Here is a 16,207-nt window from a genome sequence, read left to right on the forward strand (position 1 = left end):
CGGATGGATCTCCAACCTATCCGACCACCCCGCCTCCGTGGCGCACTTTCCCCGTCGGACCCGCCACCACGGCCACCCGGAACCACCGTCCGGGGGCCCGGCGCTGCGGTGTGAGCTGCGCGACAACCACCCCCGGAATGTTGTCCGTGCGCGGACGGCCTGCCTAGCCTGCAGGAGCTTCCGCCGCAGCGGAGCCCCGCCGTCGGGACGCCGAGTCCCGTCCACCCGCCGGCCGGCAGTCGAGCACCACAGCGGACGGGAGCGGGGGACCCAGGTCAGTGCCCGGCCGCGCGCGGATCGTGCGTGTGCGTCGAGGCTAGGGGTGAAGCCGCTCTCCGGACGGCCGGGCAACCTCAGCGCCCGAACCCGACAGCTCACCTCGTAGGCGTCGCAGAGGACCACTGCCATGCCCACTGCCTCCCCGCAGCCCCCTCGGCCTGCCCGGAACCCGGGCCTCCTCGCCCGACGTCCGGCCGCCCGCCACGCCCGTCCCTCCCGCCGGGGCCGCACCGCGGCCCTCGCCGCCACCGGGGCGCTCGCCGTCACCGGTGCCGGACTGCTCGGCCTCCCCGCCGTGACCGGCGCCCAGGCCGCCGCCCTGCCGACCGTCACCCAGGACAAGCTGGCCCCGGCCACGATGGTCGCCGGCAAGGCGACGGCCGCCTCGCTCACGCTGCACTCCTCGTCCTGCTTCACCGCGAAGACCGTCGGCGTCGGCGTGCGCGACGCGGCCGGGCGCAACCTCGACTTCCCCGGCAACCGGAGCAACGTCCAGGTCTGCCCCGCCGGTCTGTCGATCACCACCGGTACCCGGACGCTGGCGGCCGGCACCTACACCCAGTTCGGCTTCTGGCAGGACAGCACCGGTGCCTGGCACAACCTGCCCTCCCGCCAGCTCGTCGTCTCGGCCGCCACCCCGACGCCGACCCCCACCCCGACCCCCACCCCGACGCCGACCCCGACCCCGACCCCGACGCCCACCACCCCCGGCACGGGCGCCCCGGTCGCGGGCAAGAAGCTGACCTGGTCCGACGACTTCGACAGCCTCGCCCTCGGCTCCCGCTGGACCGCCGACCGGAGCAGCTCCTACCACTACGGCGACCACAACCCGAACGACAACAAGCTCGACTGGCTGAACAAGAACAACGTCGCCGTCTCCGGCGGCGTCGCCACCTTCACCGCCAGGCCGGGCAGCCACACGCTGGAGAACGGCAAGCAGGCCTGGGACACCGGGCTGCTCACCACGGAGTACTCCAGCGAGGGCTTCAAGGTGAAGACCGGGGACTACATCGAGACCCGGGTCAAGCTCCCGGCCGGCACCGGCGCCTGGCCGGCGCTGTGGACGTGGAACAGCACCAGCGGCACCCACGGGGAGATCGACTCCTTCGAGTACCACAGCGACAACCCGAACCTGCTGGAGCTGACCAACCACATCAACCCGGGCCACCTGTACTACACCGACGCCAAGGCGATCGCCAAGGACGGCTGGGTCACCATCGGCACCCACTACGGCGCCGCCTCGGTCGACTGGTACGTCAACGGCACCAAGGTGTTCTCCGACGGCAAGGGCGTCGGCGCCGGCTGGACGGCGTACCCGATCCTCAACCTGTCCCTGAGCGCGGGGAACTACCACCCCGCGCCCTCGGGCACCACGCCGATCACCTTCGCGGCGGACTACGTCCGGGTGTACCGGTAACAACGGCCACCGCTCCGGGGCCGACGGTCAGGCGATCGGCCTCGGAGCGGTGGTCTCGACGACCTCGATCTCGAACGGCTGCCGGTTGTTCGCCTCGTTCCGGTCGTCGTCGCCGCGCACCGCGACGTAGCCGCCCTTCAGCGTGCCGAGCGGGACGTCGGGCTTCAGCCGGAGCGGGATCAGCGCCGTCGCGCTGCGGAACTTCGGCAGTCCGGCCGGGAAGGTGCAGCGCACCCGGTGGCCGTTCTGGAACTCGGAGCAGTTCTCCGGGAAGAACGGCCCCTCGGCCGTGACCCCCTCGGGCAGGGTGACCACCACGGTGAACGGCGAGGCGGTCCGGTCCGGGCCGAGGTTGCCGACGAAGGCGTGCAGGGTGGTGGTGCCGCCGGGCGCGGCCGGGTCCGGGTCGATCCGGACGACGTAGAGGTCGGAGTCCGAGTGCCTGGCCGCGGCCGGGTCGGCGTTGGCGCCCGGCTCCGCGGCGCCGGGGTCACCGGCCCCCGGCGCCGGGGCGCTCGCCCCGGGCGCGGGCGCCTTGTCGTCCGGCGGACAGACCGCCCCGGCCTGTCCGGCGGCCAGCACCGCCACCGTGCACCCCGTCGCCAACGACCTGCCGAGAAGCCTTCGAACGGAACCGCTGCGGGTCATCGCCGCTCACCCTGCCCTTCGTGTCCGGCCGGCCCGCGCCGTCGCGGGCCGCGTCCGGACCAGCGTCGCCGACCGGTCCGCCGGGGCCGGACGACCCGCTCCCGGACGGCTCGAAGGGGCCCTCGAACGGGTGAACGTCCGGGCGTGTCGCCGTGCCGACGGACCGTCGGGGAGTCGGCACCGGGCTCGTCAGGGAGCCAGCACCTGGCCCAGCCGGGCCGCGATCCCGTGCATCACCGGCACCAGCGACGCCGCGCCGGCCTGCTCCTCCAGCGCCCTGATCCGGGCCTCCGGGCCGGAGACGGACAGCGCCGTCGGGGTCGGCGCGCCGGGGACGGCCAGGGCGATGCAGCGCACGCCGATCTCCTGCTCCTGGTCGTCGACCACGTAGCCGCGCTCGCGCGCCTCGGCGAGCTGCGCCATCAGCTCCTGCGGGTCGGTGACGGTGTGCGGGGTGTGCGCGGGCAGCGGGTTGGGGCCGAGGACGGCGCGCGCCTCCTCGTCGGGCAGCTGCGCCAACAGCGCCTTGCCGACGCCGGTGCAGTGCGGCTGCACCCGGCGGCCGACCTCGGTGAACATCCGCATCGAGCGCCGCGACTGCACCTGCCCGACGTAGACCACCTCGCCGCCCTCCAGGACCGCCAGGTTGGCGGTCTCGCCGGTGGCCTCCATGAGTTCGGCCAGGTAGGGGCGGGCCCAGCTGCCGAGCAGCCGTCCGGCGGTCTCGCCGAGCCGGATCAGCCGCGGGCCGAGGGTGTAGCGGCGCGCGGTGTCCTGGCGGACATAGCCCTGCTGCACGAGGGTACGAACCAGGCGATGGATGGTCGGCATCGGCAGCCCGGAGGAGGTGGAGAGCTCGCTGAGCGTCGCCACGCCACCGGAGTCGGCGAGCGCCTCCAGCAGCTGGAAGGCCCGTTCGACGGACTGCACTCCGCCGCCGGTGCGCTCCTGTCCCGTCGGGGCGGCCGCTTTCGGGGCGCCGCCCCCGCCGCCCCCGCCGCTCGCGGTGCTCTCGCCGCCTTCGGTGTCTTCGGTGCTCTCACTGCTCTCGGAGGTAGGGGCCACCGGCGTTCCCTTCGCGGTCGGAGGAGGAGTACAGTCCCAGCGATCATCTCAACAAACCGTTGAAATTCTGTATCGCGGAAACTAGTCTCCACCTTACAGAATCAAGCCCTCCACTTAGGAGTGTCCTGCTCATGGCTGCAGATCAGGGACCCGGAGCTTCCCCCACCGCTCCGGTCGTCACGGTCGCGGGTCCGCGCGTCCACCGGGCCGAGGAGGTGCTCACTCCGGAGGCGGTCGCCTTCGTCGTCGGCCTGCACCGCTCCTTCGAGGGCCGGCGCCGCGAGTTGCTCGCCCGCCGCCGGGAGCGCCGTGCCGCGATCGCCCGCACCGGCACCCTGGACTTCCTGCCCGACACGGCCGGGGTCCGCGCCGCCGACTGGCGGGTCGCCGAGGCGCCGAAGGCGCTCCAGGACCGCCGGGTCGAGATCACCGGCCCCACCGACCGCAAGATGGTGATCAACGCGCTCAACTCCGGCGCGAAGGTCTGGCTCGCCGACTTCGAGGACGCCACCTCCCCGACCTGGGAGAACGTGGTGAGCGGTCAGATCAACCTGATCGACGCCTTCGAGGGCCGGATCGACTTCAGCAGCTCCGCCGGCAAGGCCTACACGCTCCGCCCGGCCGCCGAACTCGCGACCGTGGTGGTCCGCCCCCGCGGCTGGCACCTCGACGAGAACCACCTGCTGGTCGACGGCGAGCCGGTGGCCGGGGCGTTCCTCGACTTCGGTCTCTACTTCTTCCACAACGCCGCCCGGCTGCTCGCCCGCGGCGCGGACGACCCGAACTCCGGGCCGTACTTCTACCTGCCGAAGACCGAGAGCCACCTGGAAGCCCGGCTCTGGAACGACGTGTTCACCCACGCCCAGGCCGAGTTGGGCATCCCGCACGGCACGGTCCGCGCCACCGTGCTGATCGAGACCATCACCGCCGCCTTCGAGATGGACGAGATCCTCTACGAGCTGCGGGACCACGCCGCCGGCCTCAACGCCGGCCGCTGGGACTACCTGTTCTCCATCGTCAAGAACTTCCGCGACGCCGGCGAGCACTACGTCCTGCCCGACCGCAACACCGTCACCATGGCCTCGCCGTTCATGGCCGCCTACACCCGGCTGCTGGTGCGGACCTGCCACCGGCGCGGCGCGCACGCGATCGGCGGCATGGCCGCGTTCATCCCCAGCCGCCGGGACCCCGAGGTCAACGCGGCCGCGCTGGAGAAGGTCAAGGCCGACAAGGACCGCGAGGCCGGCAGCGGCTTCGACGGCTCCTGGGTCGCGCACCCGGACCTCGTCCCGGTCGCCCGCGCCTCCTTCGACGCCGTGCTCGGCGAGCGCCCGCACCAGAAGGACGACCCCGGTCCGGCCGAGCCCGTCACCGCCGACCAGCTGCTCGACATCGCGGGCGCCGGCGGCAGCTGCACCCGGAACGGGCTGCACAACGCCGTCCAGGTCGGCATCCGCTACATCGAGGCCTGGCTGCGCGGCCTCGGCGCGGTCGCCATCTTCAACATGATGGAGGACGCCGCCACCGCCGAGATCTCCCGCTCGCAGATCTGGCAGTGGATCCACAACGACGTCGTGCTCGCCGACACCGGGGAGAAGGCCACCGCCGACCTGGTCCGCCGGCTGGTCGCCGAGGAACTGACCGCGCTGCGGGCCGAGGTCGGCGACGAGGTCTATGCCGCCGGGCGCTGGCGCGAGGCCGCCCAGCTCTTCGAACAGGTCGCGCTGGCCGAGGAGTTCGCGGACTTCCTGACCCTGCCCGCGCTGCCCCTGCTCGGCTGAGGGTCCTGACCGCACCGCCCCTGCCCGGGCCGAGGGGCCGGACGCCAACGCCCCTGCCCGGCCGAGGCCCATGCTACCGGCCGGGCACGCCGGCGGTCCCCTCCGGTGCGGCGCACTCGGTCCGCCGGGTGCGCCGTTCCGTCCGGTGACACCGGGACCGGCGGACCCGGTGCGGCACTGCTCGGTGCGGCGGTACCCGGTGCGGCACTGCTCGGTGCGGCGGCACTCGCTCCGGCGGTCCGGCGCCGTGCCGCCCGTCAGCCGCCGCGGAAGGTCAGCGCGTCACCGAGGGCGCTGCGCCGGTAGAGCACCCGGCGGCCGTGCCGGGTGCGGTCCAGCAGACCGGCCGCGGTCAGCGCCCCCAGATGGCGGCTGACCGCGCCGGGCGTCACCCCCAGCCGGTGGGCGAGATCGGTGGTGCTGGCGGGCGACGCCAGGAGGACCAGCAGCCGTGCCCGGGCCGCCCCGACCAGACCGACCAGCGCGGCCGGCGCGGCCGCCCCGGCCGGCCCGGTCCTTCCGGCCAGGCCCTCCGCCATGGTCGCCCGGCCGCGCGCGGGGTAGGCGATCAGGGGCGGTCCGTCCTGGGTGATGTCGGTCTGCGCACCGATCCCGGCCAGCGTCGGGATCAGCACCAGGCCCCGCCCGGCCACGTCCACCGAGGTGCCCAGCGCCTGGACCGCCGGATTGGAGTCGTTCAGCCGCAGCACCCCGGCCCGCCAGGAGATCCGGGTGTCGAGGTCCGCGAACAGCCCCTCCGCACCGCGTTCCGAGAGCATCCGGCCCCGGTGGGCGAGGTCCGCCTCCAGGACCTCCCGCGCCCGCGGCCACCACGCGGGGGCCAGACAGCGCGTCCAGTACGCCGACAGCGCCTCCGCCACCCGGTCCCGCAGCGCCGCCGGGCGGTCGATCAGCGCGGTCAGCACCGGCGGCAGCGGACTCCCGTCACCGGACCAGGCGGCCAGCACGTCCGTCCTGACCTCCTCCGGCGGTGTCCCGGCCAGCTCCGCGAGTTCGTCGTGGAAGTCCGGCCGGGGCACCGCGGGACGGGGCGTCAGGAAGTCCGGCACGAAGGCGTTCGGCGTGATCAGCGCGTCCAGAAGCGCGGTGTCCAGCGTCTCCCAGCGGTCCTGCCGGCCGGCGATCCACGGCTGCTGCTCCGGGTAGTACCACGGCCAGCGGCGGGCGCGCAGGCCCAGCACCGTCTCCTGCAAGGGGGAGTAGGCGAACCAGGTGGCGGCGAGGTCGTCGACCCCGAGACGGAACTCGAACATTGACCGCAACGGTAAAAGAATTCCGCCCGTCCGGGAACCCCGCTGTCCTTGGTCCATGACCTCCTCCCCCAGCACGGGGGCGCGCCGGCGCGCCTCCGGCCGACGCCTCCTGCCCGCCGACCCGCTGCTGCGCCGACTCGTCCTGATGGGGCTGGTGAACTCCGTCGGGGACGGGCTGTTCGTCACGGTGAGCGTGCTGTTCTTCACCCGCTCCATCGGCCTGACTCCCACCTCGGTGGCGCTCGGCCTCACCGTCGCCGGCGTGTGCGGGGTGTTCGCGGGGGTGCCGATGGGCCGGCTCGCGGACCGGGTCGGGAGCAAGCGGCTGCTGCTGGTGGTCGGTCCGCTGGAGGCGGCGGCCGTGCTCGGCTACGCCTTCGTGCACTCCTTCGCCGCGTTCGTGGTGCTGGCCTGCGCCGCGACGGCGCTGTCGCGCGGGGCGGCGGCGGTGCGAAGCGCGCTGATCGCCCGGGCGTTGCCGGCCGAGGGACAGGTGCGGGCGCGGGCGCTGCTGCGGTCGGTGATGAACGCGGGCCTGGTGGTCGGCTCCGGCGGTGCGGCGCTCGCGCTGCAGGCCGACAGCTGTGCCGGGTACGTGACGGTGCTGGTGCTGGACGCGGTGAGCTTCCTGGGTGCGACGGTGCTGCTGGCGGGCCTGCCGGTGCCGGCCCCGGGCCCCGGGGCCGGGGCCGCCGGGGCCGCCGGCGACCCGGGCGGGCCCCGGACGGCGCTGCGCGACCGCCGGTACCTGCTGGTCACGGCGCTGCACGCGGTGCTGGAGCTGCAGCTCGCCGTGCTGACCGTGGGGCTGCCGCTGTGGATCGTGCTCGGCACCGCGGCTCCGGCGGCGACGGTGGCGGCGGTCAACGTGGTCAACTGCCTGCTGGTGGTGGCCTTCCAGGTGCGGGCGAGCCGGGGTGCGACCGATGCGGCGTCGGCGGCGCGGGTCTGTGCGCGCGGGGCGCTGCTGCTGGCGGGCGGGTGCCTGGTCTACGCGGCGGCCCAGTACGGCCCGGCCTGGGCGGCGGCCGGGGCGCTGCTGGTGGGGGCGCTGGTGCACAGCCTGGGCGAACTGCTGACCTCGGCGGGCGGCTGGACGCTCAGTCTGGACCTGGCGGACCCGCGGGCGCACGGCGAGTACCAGGGGGTGTTCATGAGCGGGCAGGCGGCCGCGCACGTGATCGGGCCGCTGGTGGTCACGCTGACGGCGGTGGACCACGGGGCGGTGGGCTGGATGGTGCTGGCGGGGGTGTTCGCGCTCGCCGGACCGGCGCTGACGGCGGCCGTGCGGGGTGCGGTTCCGGGCGGCGCACCCGGCCCGGCCGTCCGCGTCGGCTGAGCCCGGGCCCGGCCCCTCGGGTGCCGGGCGGGTCCGTCGCGCACCGTTGCGGGCGCCCCACGGGGGTGGGAGCCGGCTCCGGTGCGGCGGCACGCCGCGGCCCCGGACCCTCGCCGTGGGTCCGGGGCCGCGGTCCGCCGGCCGGGCGGGTCGGACCGGGAGGGTCCGGGGCCGGCCGGCGGAGTCCGGGTGACGCACCGTCCCTGGGGCGGCCCGGAGTTCGGGGGAGCGGTGTGGGGCGCTCGAAATGACGGACCGTCAGACAGGGCGGGCGGCAAGCTCCTTGGCGGCCCGGGCGCAGGCCTGCGCGATCCGGTCCTCGTTCACCGTGGTGAGCTGCCCCTTCTCGACGACGGCGTTGCCGTTGACGAGCAGCAGGGCGAGCGGCGGCAGCGCGCCGAGGGCGAGCGCGGCGACCGGGTCGGCGATCGAGGAGTGCATGACGCCGTCGACCTTCCACAGCGCGAGGTCGGCGAGCTTGCCGGCCTCGATCGAGCCGATCTCGTTCTGCCGGCCGAGCACCCGGGCGCCGCCCATGGTGCCCAGCCGCAGCGCCTGCCGGGCGGTCAGCGCGGTGGGGGTGCCGTGCAGCCGGTTGATCAGCAGGGCGTTGCGCAGCTCGGTGCCGAGTTCGCCGGACTCGTTGGAGGCGGTGCCGTCGACGCCGAGGCCGACCGGGACGCCGGCCGCCAGCATGTCGGGGACCCGCGCGATCCCGGCGGCCAGCCGGGCGTTGGAGGAGGGGCAGTGCGCGACGCCGGTCCCGGTCTCGGCGAACTTGGCGATGTCGGAGTCGTTCATGTGGACGCAGTGCGCCATCCAGACGTCCTCGCCGAGCCAGCCGACCGACTCGAAGTAGTCGGTCGGGCCCATCCCGAACAGCTCCTTGCAGAAGGCCTCCTCCTCGGCCGTCTCGGAGCCGTGGGTGTGCAGCCGGACGCCCTTGCGGCGGGCGAGTTCGGCGGACTCGCGCAGCAGCCGGGTGGAGACCGAGAACGGCGAGCAGGGCGCGAGCGCGATCTGCAGCATCGAGTCGGCGGAGGCGTCGTGGTAGCGGTCGACGGCCTCCTCGGAGGCGGCGAGGATCGCGTCCAGCTCCTCGACGGCGTGGTCCGGGGGCAGGCCGCCGTCCTTCTTGCTGCGGTCCATCGAGCCGCGCAGGGCGGTGAAGCGCAGGCCCAGCTCCTGGACGGCCTCGATCTCGGCGCCGAGGATGTCGCCGCCGTCCTTGGGGAACACGTAGTGGTGGTCGGCGGCGGTGGTGCAGCCGGACTTGAGCAGCGCGGCGGCGGAGCCCTGGGCGGCGGCGTGCACGAGCCGGTCGTCGATCCGGGCCCAGGTCGGGTAGAGGGCGACCAGCCAGTCGAAGAGGATGTTGTCCTGGGCGAGGCCGCGGGTGATCCACTGGTAGAAGTGGTGGTGGGTGTTGACCAGGCCGGGGGTGACGAGGTGGCCCTCGGCGTTGATCCGGCGTACCACGTTGTCCAGCCAGGCCGGGGCGGGGCCGTTGCCGACCGACTCGATCCGGTTGCCGAGGACGACCACGTGGCCGCGGGCGTACTCGGTGTCGTGGGCGTCGACGGTGGCGATCGCGGCGTTCTCGATGACGATCCGCTGATCGGTGGGCGGGGGCTGGACTGCCATGGTGACTCCAAGGGGGAGGGCCGGGCGGGCACGGGGCGCATGCCCGCCCGGTGGGTCAGGAGGGTGACGGCGTCGCCGTCGGCACCGACGGGTCGGGCGACCCCTCGGTGGCGGCGCGGCGGGTGGCGCCGAGGTGGTGGAACAGCAGGTTGAGCAGGACGGCCGCGACGCAGCCGGCCGAGATGCCGGAGTGGAGCAGGGTGCGGGCGGCCTCCGGGAAGGCGTCGTAGAAGGTCGGTGCGGCGATCGGGACGATGCCGACCCCGAGCGAGACCGACACCAGGACGGTGTTGGCGCCCGAGTCCAGGCCGGCCTCCGCGAGGGTGCGGATGCCGCTGGCGGCGACCGTGCCGAAGAGCACGATCCCGGCGCCGCCCAGGACGGGCTGCGGGACGAGCGAGACCAGGGCGCCGAGCACCGGGAAGAGCCCGAGCAGGACGAGCAGTCCGCCGCCGGTGGCGACCACGAAGCGACTGCGGATCCCGGTCAGCGCCACCAGCCCGATGTTCTGGGCGAAGGCGCTGGCGGCGAAGCCGTTGAAGACCGGGCTGACGGCGGTGGCGAGCCCGTCGGCCCGCAGTCCGGCGGCGAGGGTCTTCTCGTCGGCCTCGCGGTCGACGATCCGTCCCAGGGCGAGCATGTCGGCGGTGGACTCGGTCATGGAGACCACCATGACGATGCAGAGCGAGGCGATCGCGGCGGCGTCGAAGACCGGCGCGCCGAAGTGGAAGGGCGAGGGCAGGGCGAAGATCCGGGCCTCGTGGACGGCGCCGAAGTCGGCCAGCCCGAGCGGGAAGGCGAGCAGGGTGCCGACCGCCAGGCCGACGAGCAGGGAGAGCTGCTGCCAGAAGCCGCGCAGCAGCCGGTTGCCGAGGACCACCGCGCCGAGGGTGAGCGCGGCCAGCCCGATGGCCTTGGTGGAGCCGTAACCGGGGGCGTCCGGCGAACCGCCGCGGGCCCAGTTGACGGCCACCGGGAGCAGGGACACCCCGATGAGGGTGATCACGGTGCCCTGGACGACCGGGGGGAAGAACCTGATCAGCTTGCAGAAGTACGGTGCCGCGAGGAAGCACAGGATCCCCGCGACGATCACCGCGCCGAAGATCACCGGGAGGGCGTCCTTCGGCCCGTGCTCCTTCGCGATGGCGATCATGGGGGCGACGCCGGCGAACGAGACGCCGTTGACGAACGGCAGCCGGGCACCGATCCGCCAGACGCCGATGGTCTGGAGCAGGGTGGCCAGTCCGGCGGTGAACAGGCTGGCCGATATCAGGAGGGCGAGTTCGGCGGGGCTCAGGCCCACGCCGGCGCCGACGATGAGCGGGGGAGCGACGACTCCCGCGTACATCGCGGCGACGTGCTGGAGCCCGCTGGTGAGGAGCCTCACCGGGGGCAGGAGCTGGTCCACGGGGTGGACCTCCGGTCCGGACGGCGTGCCGGCGGGGCGTGCCGGTGCGCCGTCCGGGCCGGGTGTTCTCGCAGGGGTGGTACCGCCGTCGGTGCTGCCGGTGTTGCTGGGTGCCATGTCGAGCCCCTCTTGTGCCTCGGCTCTCGGCGCGCCCGTGACGCTGGAGGTGTTCCCGAGGGCGGGGACGGCGGTGCAGAAGTCCCTCGGGCGGGTTCTCCAGCTCCCCGGGCCGGCCGCCGTGAGGGTGGGCACGGTCTCCGATGGGTGGGGGTGGAGAAGCAGGTGGTGCGGAAGGTGCTGCCGGGTGCCGGCGGGAGTCCGGCGGCCGGGCTCAGGCGACCGGGATCACCGGTACGACGCCCTCGCGGTGCACGGTGCCCTCGATGAGGCCGTACATCCGGTCGGCGGCGTAGTAGACCTCGTTCTCGTTCTTGAGCCCGAACGGCTCCAGGTCGACCAGGAAGTGGTGCTTGTTGGGGAGTTCGAGCCGGACCTCGTCGACCTCGGCCCGGTTGTTGAGGACCCGGGTGCCCATGCCGTGCAGGGTCTGCTGCAGCGAGTAGGAGTAGGTCTCGGCGAAGGCCTCGAGCAGGTGCCGCTTGATGTGGGTGTAGCTGCGGTTCCAGTTGGGCTGGGCCTCGTCGTCACGGCCGGTGAAGCCGTACTTCCAGCGGGCGGTGACCTGGGTGGCGAGGATCCGGTCGTACGCCTCCTGGAGGGTGGTGTACTTGTCCTTGATGTAGCCCCAGAACTCCGAGTTGGTGGAGTTCAGCACGACCAGGTCCTTCAGTCCGGAGATCACCTGGACGGAGTCCCCGTCGTAGACGATCTCGCTGGTGCGGACCTCCTGGCCGGTGCGGACGAACGAGTGCCCGACCTCCTCGGAGCCGATGAAGCGGGCGCTGCTGTCGGGCGTGCGGATCCGGTCCCAGGAGTACTCCTCGATCCGGATCCTGGCCTTGTGCACGACGCCGCGCTCGGTGTCGTCGACGAAGTGCCGGGCCAGCTGGATGCCGAAGGCCTCGGCGGAGTCGATCCCGTACTCCTTGGCGAAGGCGAAGACGGTGTTCTTGGTGGTGTCGGTGGGCAGGCAGTTGGCGTTCGACCCGGTGAGGTGGACGTCGTCGAACTCGCCGGAGAGGGCGACCGAGACGTTCAGGTCCTTGATCTCGTGGCGGGTCGAGTCGCGGTACACGCGGACGATCCGGTTCTCCGCCTTGCCGTACTGGTTCTGACCGAGCACGTGGGCCATGACATGGCTCCCAAATCAATCGATCGGTCTAGCTTCCGCGGTAGACCGAGTATCCGAACGGGTTCAGCAGCAACGGCACGTGGTAGTGGTGCTGCGCGGGCGCGACCGTGAAGACGATCGTGACCTCGGGGAAGAACGGCGGTTCCTCGGACTTCCGGCCGAAGTACGCGGCGGTGTCGAAGAGCAGCCGGACGACCGAGCCCGCCTCCACGGCCGGCAGGTCCTTGGCCCGGCCGTCGGAGTCCGTGGCGGAGGTGCCGAGCACCTGCCAGCCACCCTCGGTGTGCAGTGCGAGCTCGACCGGGACGCCCTCGGCCGGGCGGCCGAGGCTGGTGTCGAGCACGTGGGTGGAGATGCCAGTCATGGGTGAGGTGACCTTACTGATGGCAGAGGTGGTGCGGGGACGCTGAGGTGCTGCGTCAGTGATACCTGAGGCGGTGCCGGAGGAGTCCGAACGACCGTCAGTTGTCGTCGAGCAGCCGGTTGATCCGGATGTCGTTGATCCTGCGCAGTTCGCCCCGGACGATCTCCGCCTCGGTGGCGGGGTCGTTGGGCTGGCGCTCGCGCAGGGCGTCGAGCATGGTGGCCGCGGTGCGGCCGGTCGCGCAGATCAGGAACACATGGCCGAACTTGGCCTCGTAGGCGGCGTTGGCCCGGCGCAGTTCGTCGAGCAGGGCCTCGTCGGCCCCGTGGACGCCGGCCTGCTCGCGCTCGGAGGTGGCGTCGCCCGGCTTGGGCGCGCCGATCCGGGCGTGGCCGGCCATGGCGTCGTGCAGGTCGGAGACGGAGAGCCCGGCCATCGCCGCGGCGTTGGCCTCGAGCAGGGACCGGCGGTCCTTCCACGGACGGGCCGCCGCGACGGCGTCGGCCCAGCCGGGGCTGGTGCAGACGTCCAGCAGGATCTCCTTGAGCTCGGCGGTGTCGGTCGCCGCCAGGGCGTCAAGGGCGTGGGGGTGGTTGGTCACGGGTGGACCTCCTGGAGAGTGGTGCCACCCGCACAAGCTAGATCCGCGGGATCGGGCCGTCAACACTTTGTTGAACGGTTGGTGGTTACGTTTCGCGACGGCCCTGGTCGCGGGGTGTTTCGTGTGTGATGAGACAAGTGCGCCCCGCCGGGGCCCGGGCGAGACTGGCCGGGCCGGCGGGGCGCGCCCCTGCGGGAGGGGTCAGTTCGGCTTCGCGCCGTCCTGGCGGTTGAGGTAGTTGTACACGGTGAACCGGCTGACGCCGAGCGCCGTGGCGACCGTCTCGACGCCGTGCCGGACGGTGAAGGCGCCGCGCTCCTCCAGCAGTGCGACCACGCGCTGCTTCTCCCAGCGGTCCAGCTCGGTCAGCGGGCGGCCGTCGAACTGGCGGGTCATCTCGCCCAGCAGGCGGTCCAGCGCGCTGCTGAGGTGCGGCAGCCGGACGGCCAGCGCCCGTTCGCCCTCCCACTCCAGGACGACGTCCTCGGCCTTCGCCTCGTCCAGCGGGACGGGCGTCGCGCCGACCGCGTCCAGCAGCGGCTTGATCGCCGCGGCGAGCGGGTGTTCGGTCTGCTCGGTCACGGCGTACCGCCCTCCCCGACCGCGCTCCCGTCCCGGGCCACGCCCTCGGCGAGGACGCTGACCTGGACCGAGATCCGGGTCGCGCCGGCGTCCAGGCTCTCCCGGAGCAGCTTGGACACGGCGGCCAGGACCTGGTCCGCCTCGCCCTCGGCGCCGGTGCCGAACGGGCCCACCGCGACGTCGAGGCCCGCCTCGTCGACGACCTTGCGGGCCGCCACGGCGTGCGGCGGGAACGTGTCCAGTTCGAACGGTTCTGTCGTGAACTCCACCATCAATCGCACCCGCTCACTCTAGCGAGCGGGCGGGCGGCGGTGGGCCGGTCGCGGAGGGCCGGTCCGGGAGGCCGGTCCGGGAGGGCCGGCCTGCGGGCCCGGCACTTCAACAATTTGTTGCAGATGCCTTGACAGTCACTCGATGCCCCGGACATGCTTCCACCAGACAGAATCCCTCTTCCGGATCGTGGAAGTTGCGGATGTCGGAAGAGAGATTACGAGGTGATGGACGTGGCCGCCGAACCGAGCGCCGCCGCCCGGCACAGCTTCACGGTCAACCTGTCGATCCTGTTCGGCGAGCTCCCGCTGCTGGAGCGCCCGGCCGCGGCCGCCGCCGCCGGCTTCACCGCCGCCGAGCTGTGGTGGCCGTTCGGCGAGGAGCACGACCCGTCCGAGGCCGAACTCGACGCGCTGCGCAAGGCCTTCACCGACGCCGGCGTCCGCCTCACCGGTCTCAACTTCCTCGACGACCTGACCCGGGGCGCCCGGGGCACCGTCTCGCTGCCCTCGGAGCGCGACCGCTTCCGGGCCAACGTCCCGGTCGCCGCCGCGCTCGCCGCCTCGCTCGGCACTCCGGCGCTGAACGCCCTCTACGGCAACCGCGTCGAGGGCGTCGACCCGGCGGAGCAGGACGCGCTGGCGCTGGAGAACCTCGTGCTCGCCGCCCGGGCCGCCCACGGGATCGGCGCGATCCTGCTGGTCGAGGCGCTGAACCGGCCGGAGTCCCCGGACTACCCGCTGGTCTCCGCGGCCGCCGCGGTCGAGGTGGTGGACAAGGTCAACGCCGCCACCGGCCTGGGCAACGCGAAGTTCCTCTGCGACCTCTACCACCTGGCCCGCAACGGCGAGGACCTCGCCGCGGTCATCGACACCTACGCCGACCGGATCGGCCACGTGCAGATCGCCGACACCCCCGCCCGCAACGAGCCGGGCACCGGCGGGCTCGACTTCGAGGACCTCTTCGCCCGCCTCACCGCCGCCGGCTACACCGGCCGGATCGGCCTGGAGTACCGGCCGTCCACCGGCGTCAGCGCCGACAGTTTCGAGTGGCTCGCGCGGGAGCACCGCGCGGCGGCGCTCTGATCCTCTCCCTCCCCCCTGCTCCTCTCCGCGCACCCGCACCCCGCGGGCGCACCCCGCACGCACGCAACAGAAGGAACGACGCGATGAGCCGCAAGATCGCCTTCATCGGCCTCGGCATCATGGGCAGCCCGATGGCGGCCAACCTGGTCCGGGCCGGCCACCACGTCACCGGCTACAACCTCACCCAGCCGCAGATCGACGCCCTGGTCTCGGCCGGCGGCCACGGCGCCACCAGCATCGCCGACGCGGTGAAGGACGCCGAGGTCGTGATCACCATGGTCCCGGCCGACCCGCACGTCGAGCAGGTCGTGCTGGGCGAGGGCGGTGTCCTGGAGAACGCCCGCCCGGGCACCCTCCTCATCGACATGTCGAGCATCACCCCGCAGACCTCGATCAAGGTCGAGACCGCCGCGAAGGAGAAGGGCGTCCGGGCCCTGGACGCCCCGGTGTCCGGCGGTGAGGCGGGCGCGGTCGAGGCCGTGCTGTCGATCATGGTCGGTGGCGCCGCCGAGGATTTCGCCGAGGCCGAGCCGCTGTTCGCCGCGCTCGGCACCACCGTGGTCCACGTCGGCCCGGCCGGCGCCGGCCAGACCGTCAAGGCCGCCAACCAGCTGATCGTCGCGGTCAACATCCAGGTGCTGGCCGAGGCCGTGGTCTTCCTGGAGAACGCGGGTGTGGACCTCGCGGCCGCGCTGGACGTGCTCGGCGGCGGCCTGGCCGGCTCGACGGTGCTGAACCGCAAGAAGGCCAACATGCTGGACCGCGAGTTCGCCCCCGGTTTCCGGATCGACCTGCACCACAAGGACATGGGCATCGTCACCGACGCCGCCCGGGCCGTCGGTGCGGCGCTGCCGGTCGGCGCGGTCGTCGCCCAGCTGGTCGCCTCCGCCCGCGCCAACGGCGACGGCTCCCTCGACCACTCGGCGCTGCTGCGCGGCGTCGAGCGGCTCTCCGGCCGCGAGGTGAAGTAGCACCTCCGGCCTCGCCGGCCGGCGGGGTGGAAACACCCGGCCGGCCCCCGAAGCTCCTCCCGGTGGCGTGTACCTGTCCGGTCGTGCCCGCGCCACCGGGAGGCCGACCGGCGGGGGGGGGGCCGCCGGGCGCCGGCGGCGCCGGGCCCCCCCCCCCCCCCCCGCGGGGGGGGGGGGGGGGGGGCGCCCCCCCCCCCCGCGGCCCCGCCGGGGGGGGCCCCCCCCCC

Annotated in this window: 15 protein-coding genes and 1 riboswitch; of the genes, 5 read left to right on the forward strand and 10 right to left on the reverse strand. The window is 73.5% G+C overall.

Annotation, left to right across the window (positions count from 1 at the left end):
• Window positions 1-234 precede the first annotated feature (234 nt).
• Window positions 235-403: riboswitch (cyclic di-AMP (ydaO/yuaA leader) on the forward strand.
• A 3-nt stretch (window positions 404-406) separates the two neighbouring features.
• Window positions 407-1,696 carry a family 16 glycosylhydrolase gene (locus tag ACIPYS_RS30065; protein ID WP_400751916.1) on the forward strand — a complete coding sequence of 430 codons (1,290 nt, stop codon included), beginning with the start codon at window positions 407-409 and terminating at the stop codon, window positions 1,694-1,696.
• Window positions 1,697-1,723: 27 nt separating this feature from the next.
• Here the strand turns inward: ACIPYS_RS30065 and ACIPYS_RS30070 are convergent, their stop codons facing one another.
• Both ACIPYS_RS30070 and ACIPYS_RS30075 read right to left on the reverse strand, forming a co-directional pair.
• Window positions 1,724-2,344, reverse strand: coding sequence for a hypothetical protein (locus ACIPYS_RS30070; RefSeq protein ID WP_400751923.1), 621 nt, complete (start codon window positions 2,342-2,344; stop codon window positions 1,724-1,726).
• A 189-nt stretch (window positions 2,345-2,533) separates the two neighbouring features.
• On the reverse strand, window positions 2,534-3,274 hold the full coding sequence (locus ACIPYS_RS30075; RefSeq protein ID WP_030392023.1) for an IclR family transcriptional regulator: 741 nt from the start codon (window positions 3,272-3,274) through the stop codon (window positions 2,534-2,536).
• 266 nt (window positions 3,275-3,540) lie between these two features.
• Here ACIPYS_RS30075 and aceB point away from each other — a divergent pair, with 266 nt between their 5' ends.
• Complete coding sequence (gene aceB / locus ACIPYS_RS30080; protein ID WP_093859588.1) at window positions 3,541-5,190, forward strand: malate synthase A; 1,650 nt, start codon at window positions 3,541-3,543, stop codon at window positions 5,188-5,190.
• Window positions 5,191-5,447: 257 nt separating this feature from the next.
• Here the strand turns inward: aceB and ACIPYS_RS30085 are convergent, their stop codons facing one another.
• Complete coding sequence (locus ACIPYS_RS30085; protein ID WP_400751927.1) at window positions 5,448-6,464, reverse strand: ArsR/SmtB family transcription factor; 1,017 nt, start codon at window positions 6,462-6,464, stop codon at window positions 5,448-5,450.
• Window positions 6,465-6,519: 55 nt separating this feature from the next.
• Between ACIPYS_RS30085 and ACIPYS_RS30090 the strand changes: the two genes are divergently transcribed.
• Window positions 6,520-7,803, forward strand: a complete 1,284-nt coding sequence (locus ACIPYS_RS30090; RefSeq protein WP_400751930.1) for an MFS transporter — start codon at window positions 6,520-6,522, stop codon at window positions 7,801-7,803.
• Window positions 7,804-8,061: 258 nt separating this feature from the next.
• On the opposite strand, the gene ACIPYS_RS30095 is transcribed toward ACIPYS_RS30090, so the two are convergent.
• From ACIPYS_RS30095 to ACIPYS_RS30125, 7 genes are all read right to left on the reverse strand, one after another.
• Window positions 8,062-9,447 carry an 8-oxoguanine deaminase gene (locus tag ACIPYS_RS30095; protein WP_400751933.1) on the reverse strand — a complete coding sequence of 462 codons (1,386 nt, stop codon included), beginning with the start codon at window positions 9,445-9,447 and terminating at the stop codon, window positions 8,062-8,064.
• A gap of 55 nt (window positions 9,448-9,502) precedes the next feature.
• The gene (locus ACIPYS_RS30100) at window positions 9,503-10,972 is read right to left on the reverse strand and encodes a nucleobase:cation symporter-2 family protein (RefSeq protein WP_093859584.1); all 1,470 of its coding nucleotides are present in this window, start codon (window positions 10,970-10,972) and stop codon (window positions 9,503-9,505) included.
• A 214-nt stretch (window positions 10,973-11,186) separates the two neighbouring features.
• On the reverse strand, window positions 11,187-12,107 hold the full coding sequence (gene pucL, locus ACIPYS_RS30105; protein WP_400751936.1) for a factor-independent urate hydroxylase: 921 nt from the start codon (window positions 12,105-12,107) through the stop codon (window positions 11,187-11,189).
• Window positions 12,108-12,135: 28 nt separating this feature from the next.
• Window positions 12,136-12,471 (reverse strand): hydroxyisourate hydrolase, encoded by a 336-nt coding sequence (uraH, locus tag ACIPYS_RS30110; protein WP_093859582.1) that lies wholly within the window; start codon window positions 12,469-12,471, stop codon window positions 12,136-12,138.
• A 97-nt stretch (window positions 12,472-12,568) separates the two neighbouring features.
• Window positions 12,569-13,072, reverse strand: coding sequence for a 2-oxo-4-hydroxy-4-carboxy-5-ureidoimidazoline decarboxylase (gene uraD, locus ACIPYS_RS30115; RefSeq protein WP_093859581.1), 504 nt, complete (start codon window positions 13,070-13,072; stop codon window positions 12,569-12,571).
• A 201-nt stretch (window positions 13,073-13,273) separates the two neighbouring features.
• On the reverse strand, window positions 13,274-13,654 hold the full coding sequence (locus ACIPYS_RS30120) for a helix-turn-helix domain-containing protein (protein WP_093859580.1): 381 nt from the start codon (window positions 13,652-13,654) through the stop codon (window positions 13,274-13,276).
• Window positions 13,651-13,926 carry a thiamine-binding protein gene (locus ACIPYS_RS30125; RefSeq protein ID WP_400751967.1) on the reverse strand — a complete coding sequence of 92 codons (276 nt, stop codon included), beginning with the start codon at window positions 13,924-13,926 and terminating at the stop codon, window positions 13,651-13,653. Before ACIPYS_RS30125 ends, ACIPYS_RS30120 begins: the two co-directional genes overlap by 4 nt.
• A gap of 231 nt (window positions 13,927-14,157) precedes the next feature.
• On the opposite strand from ACIPYS_RS30125, the gene ACIPYS_RS30130 reads away from it, so the two are divergent.
• Window positions 14,158-15,009: a TIM barrel protein gene (locus ACIPYS_RS30130; protein WP_400751942.1), complete on the forward strand. Its 852-nt coding sequence runs from the start codon at window positions 14,158-14,160 to the stop codon at window positions 15,007-15,009.
• An 83-nt stretch (window positions 15,010-15,092) separates the two neighbouring features.
• Entirely contained in the window at window positions 15,093-15,980 is an 888-nt protein-coding gene (locus ACIPYS_RS30135) for a 2-hydroxy-3-oxopropionate reductase (RefSeq protein WP_400751945.1), read from the forward strand.
• The last annotated feature ends 227 nt before the right edge of the window (window positions 15,981-16,207 follow it).

The sequence above is a fragment of the Kitasatospora sp. NPDC089913 genome (assembly GCF_044748625.1).
Lineage (GTDB): Bacteria > Actinomycetota > Actinomycetes > Streptomycetales > Streptomycetaceae > Kitasatospora.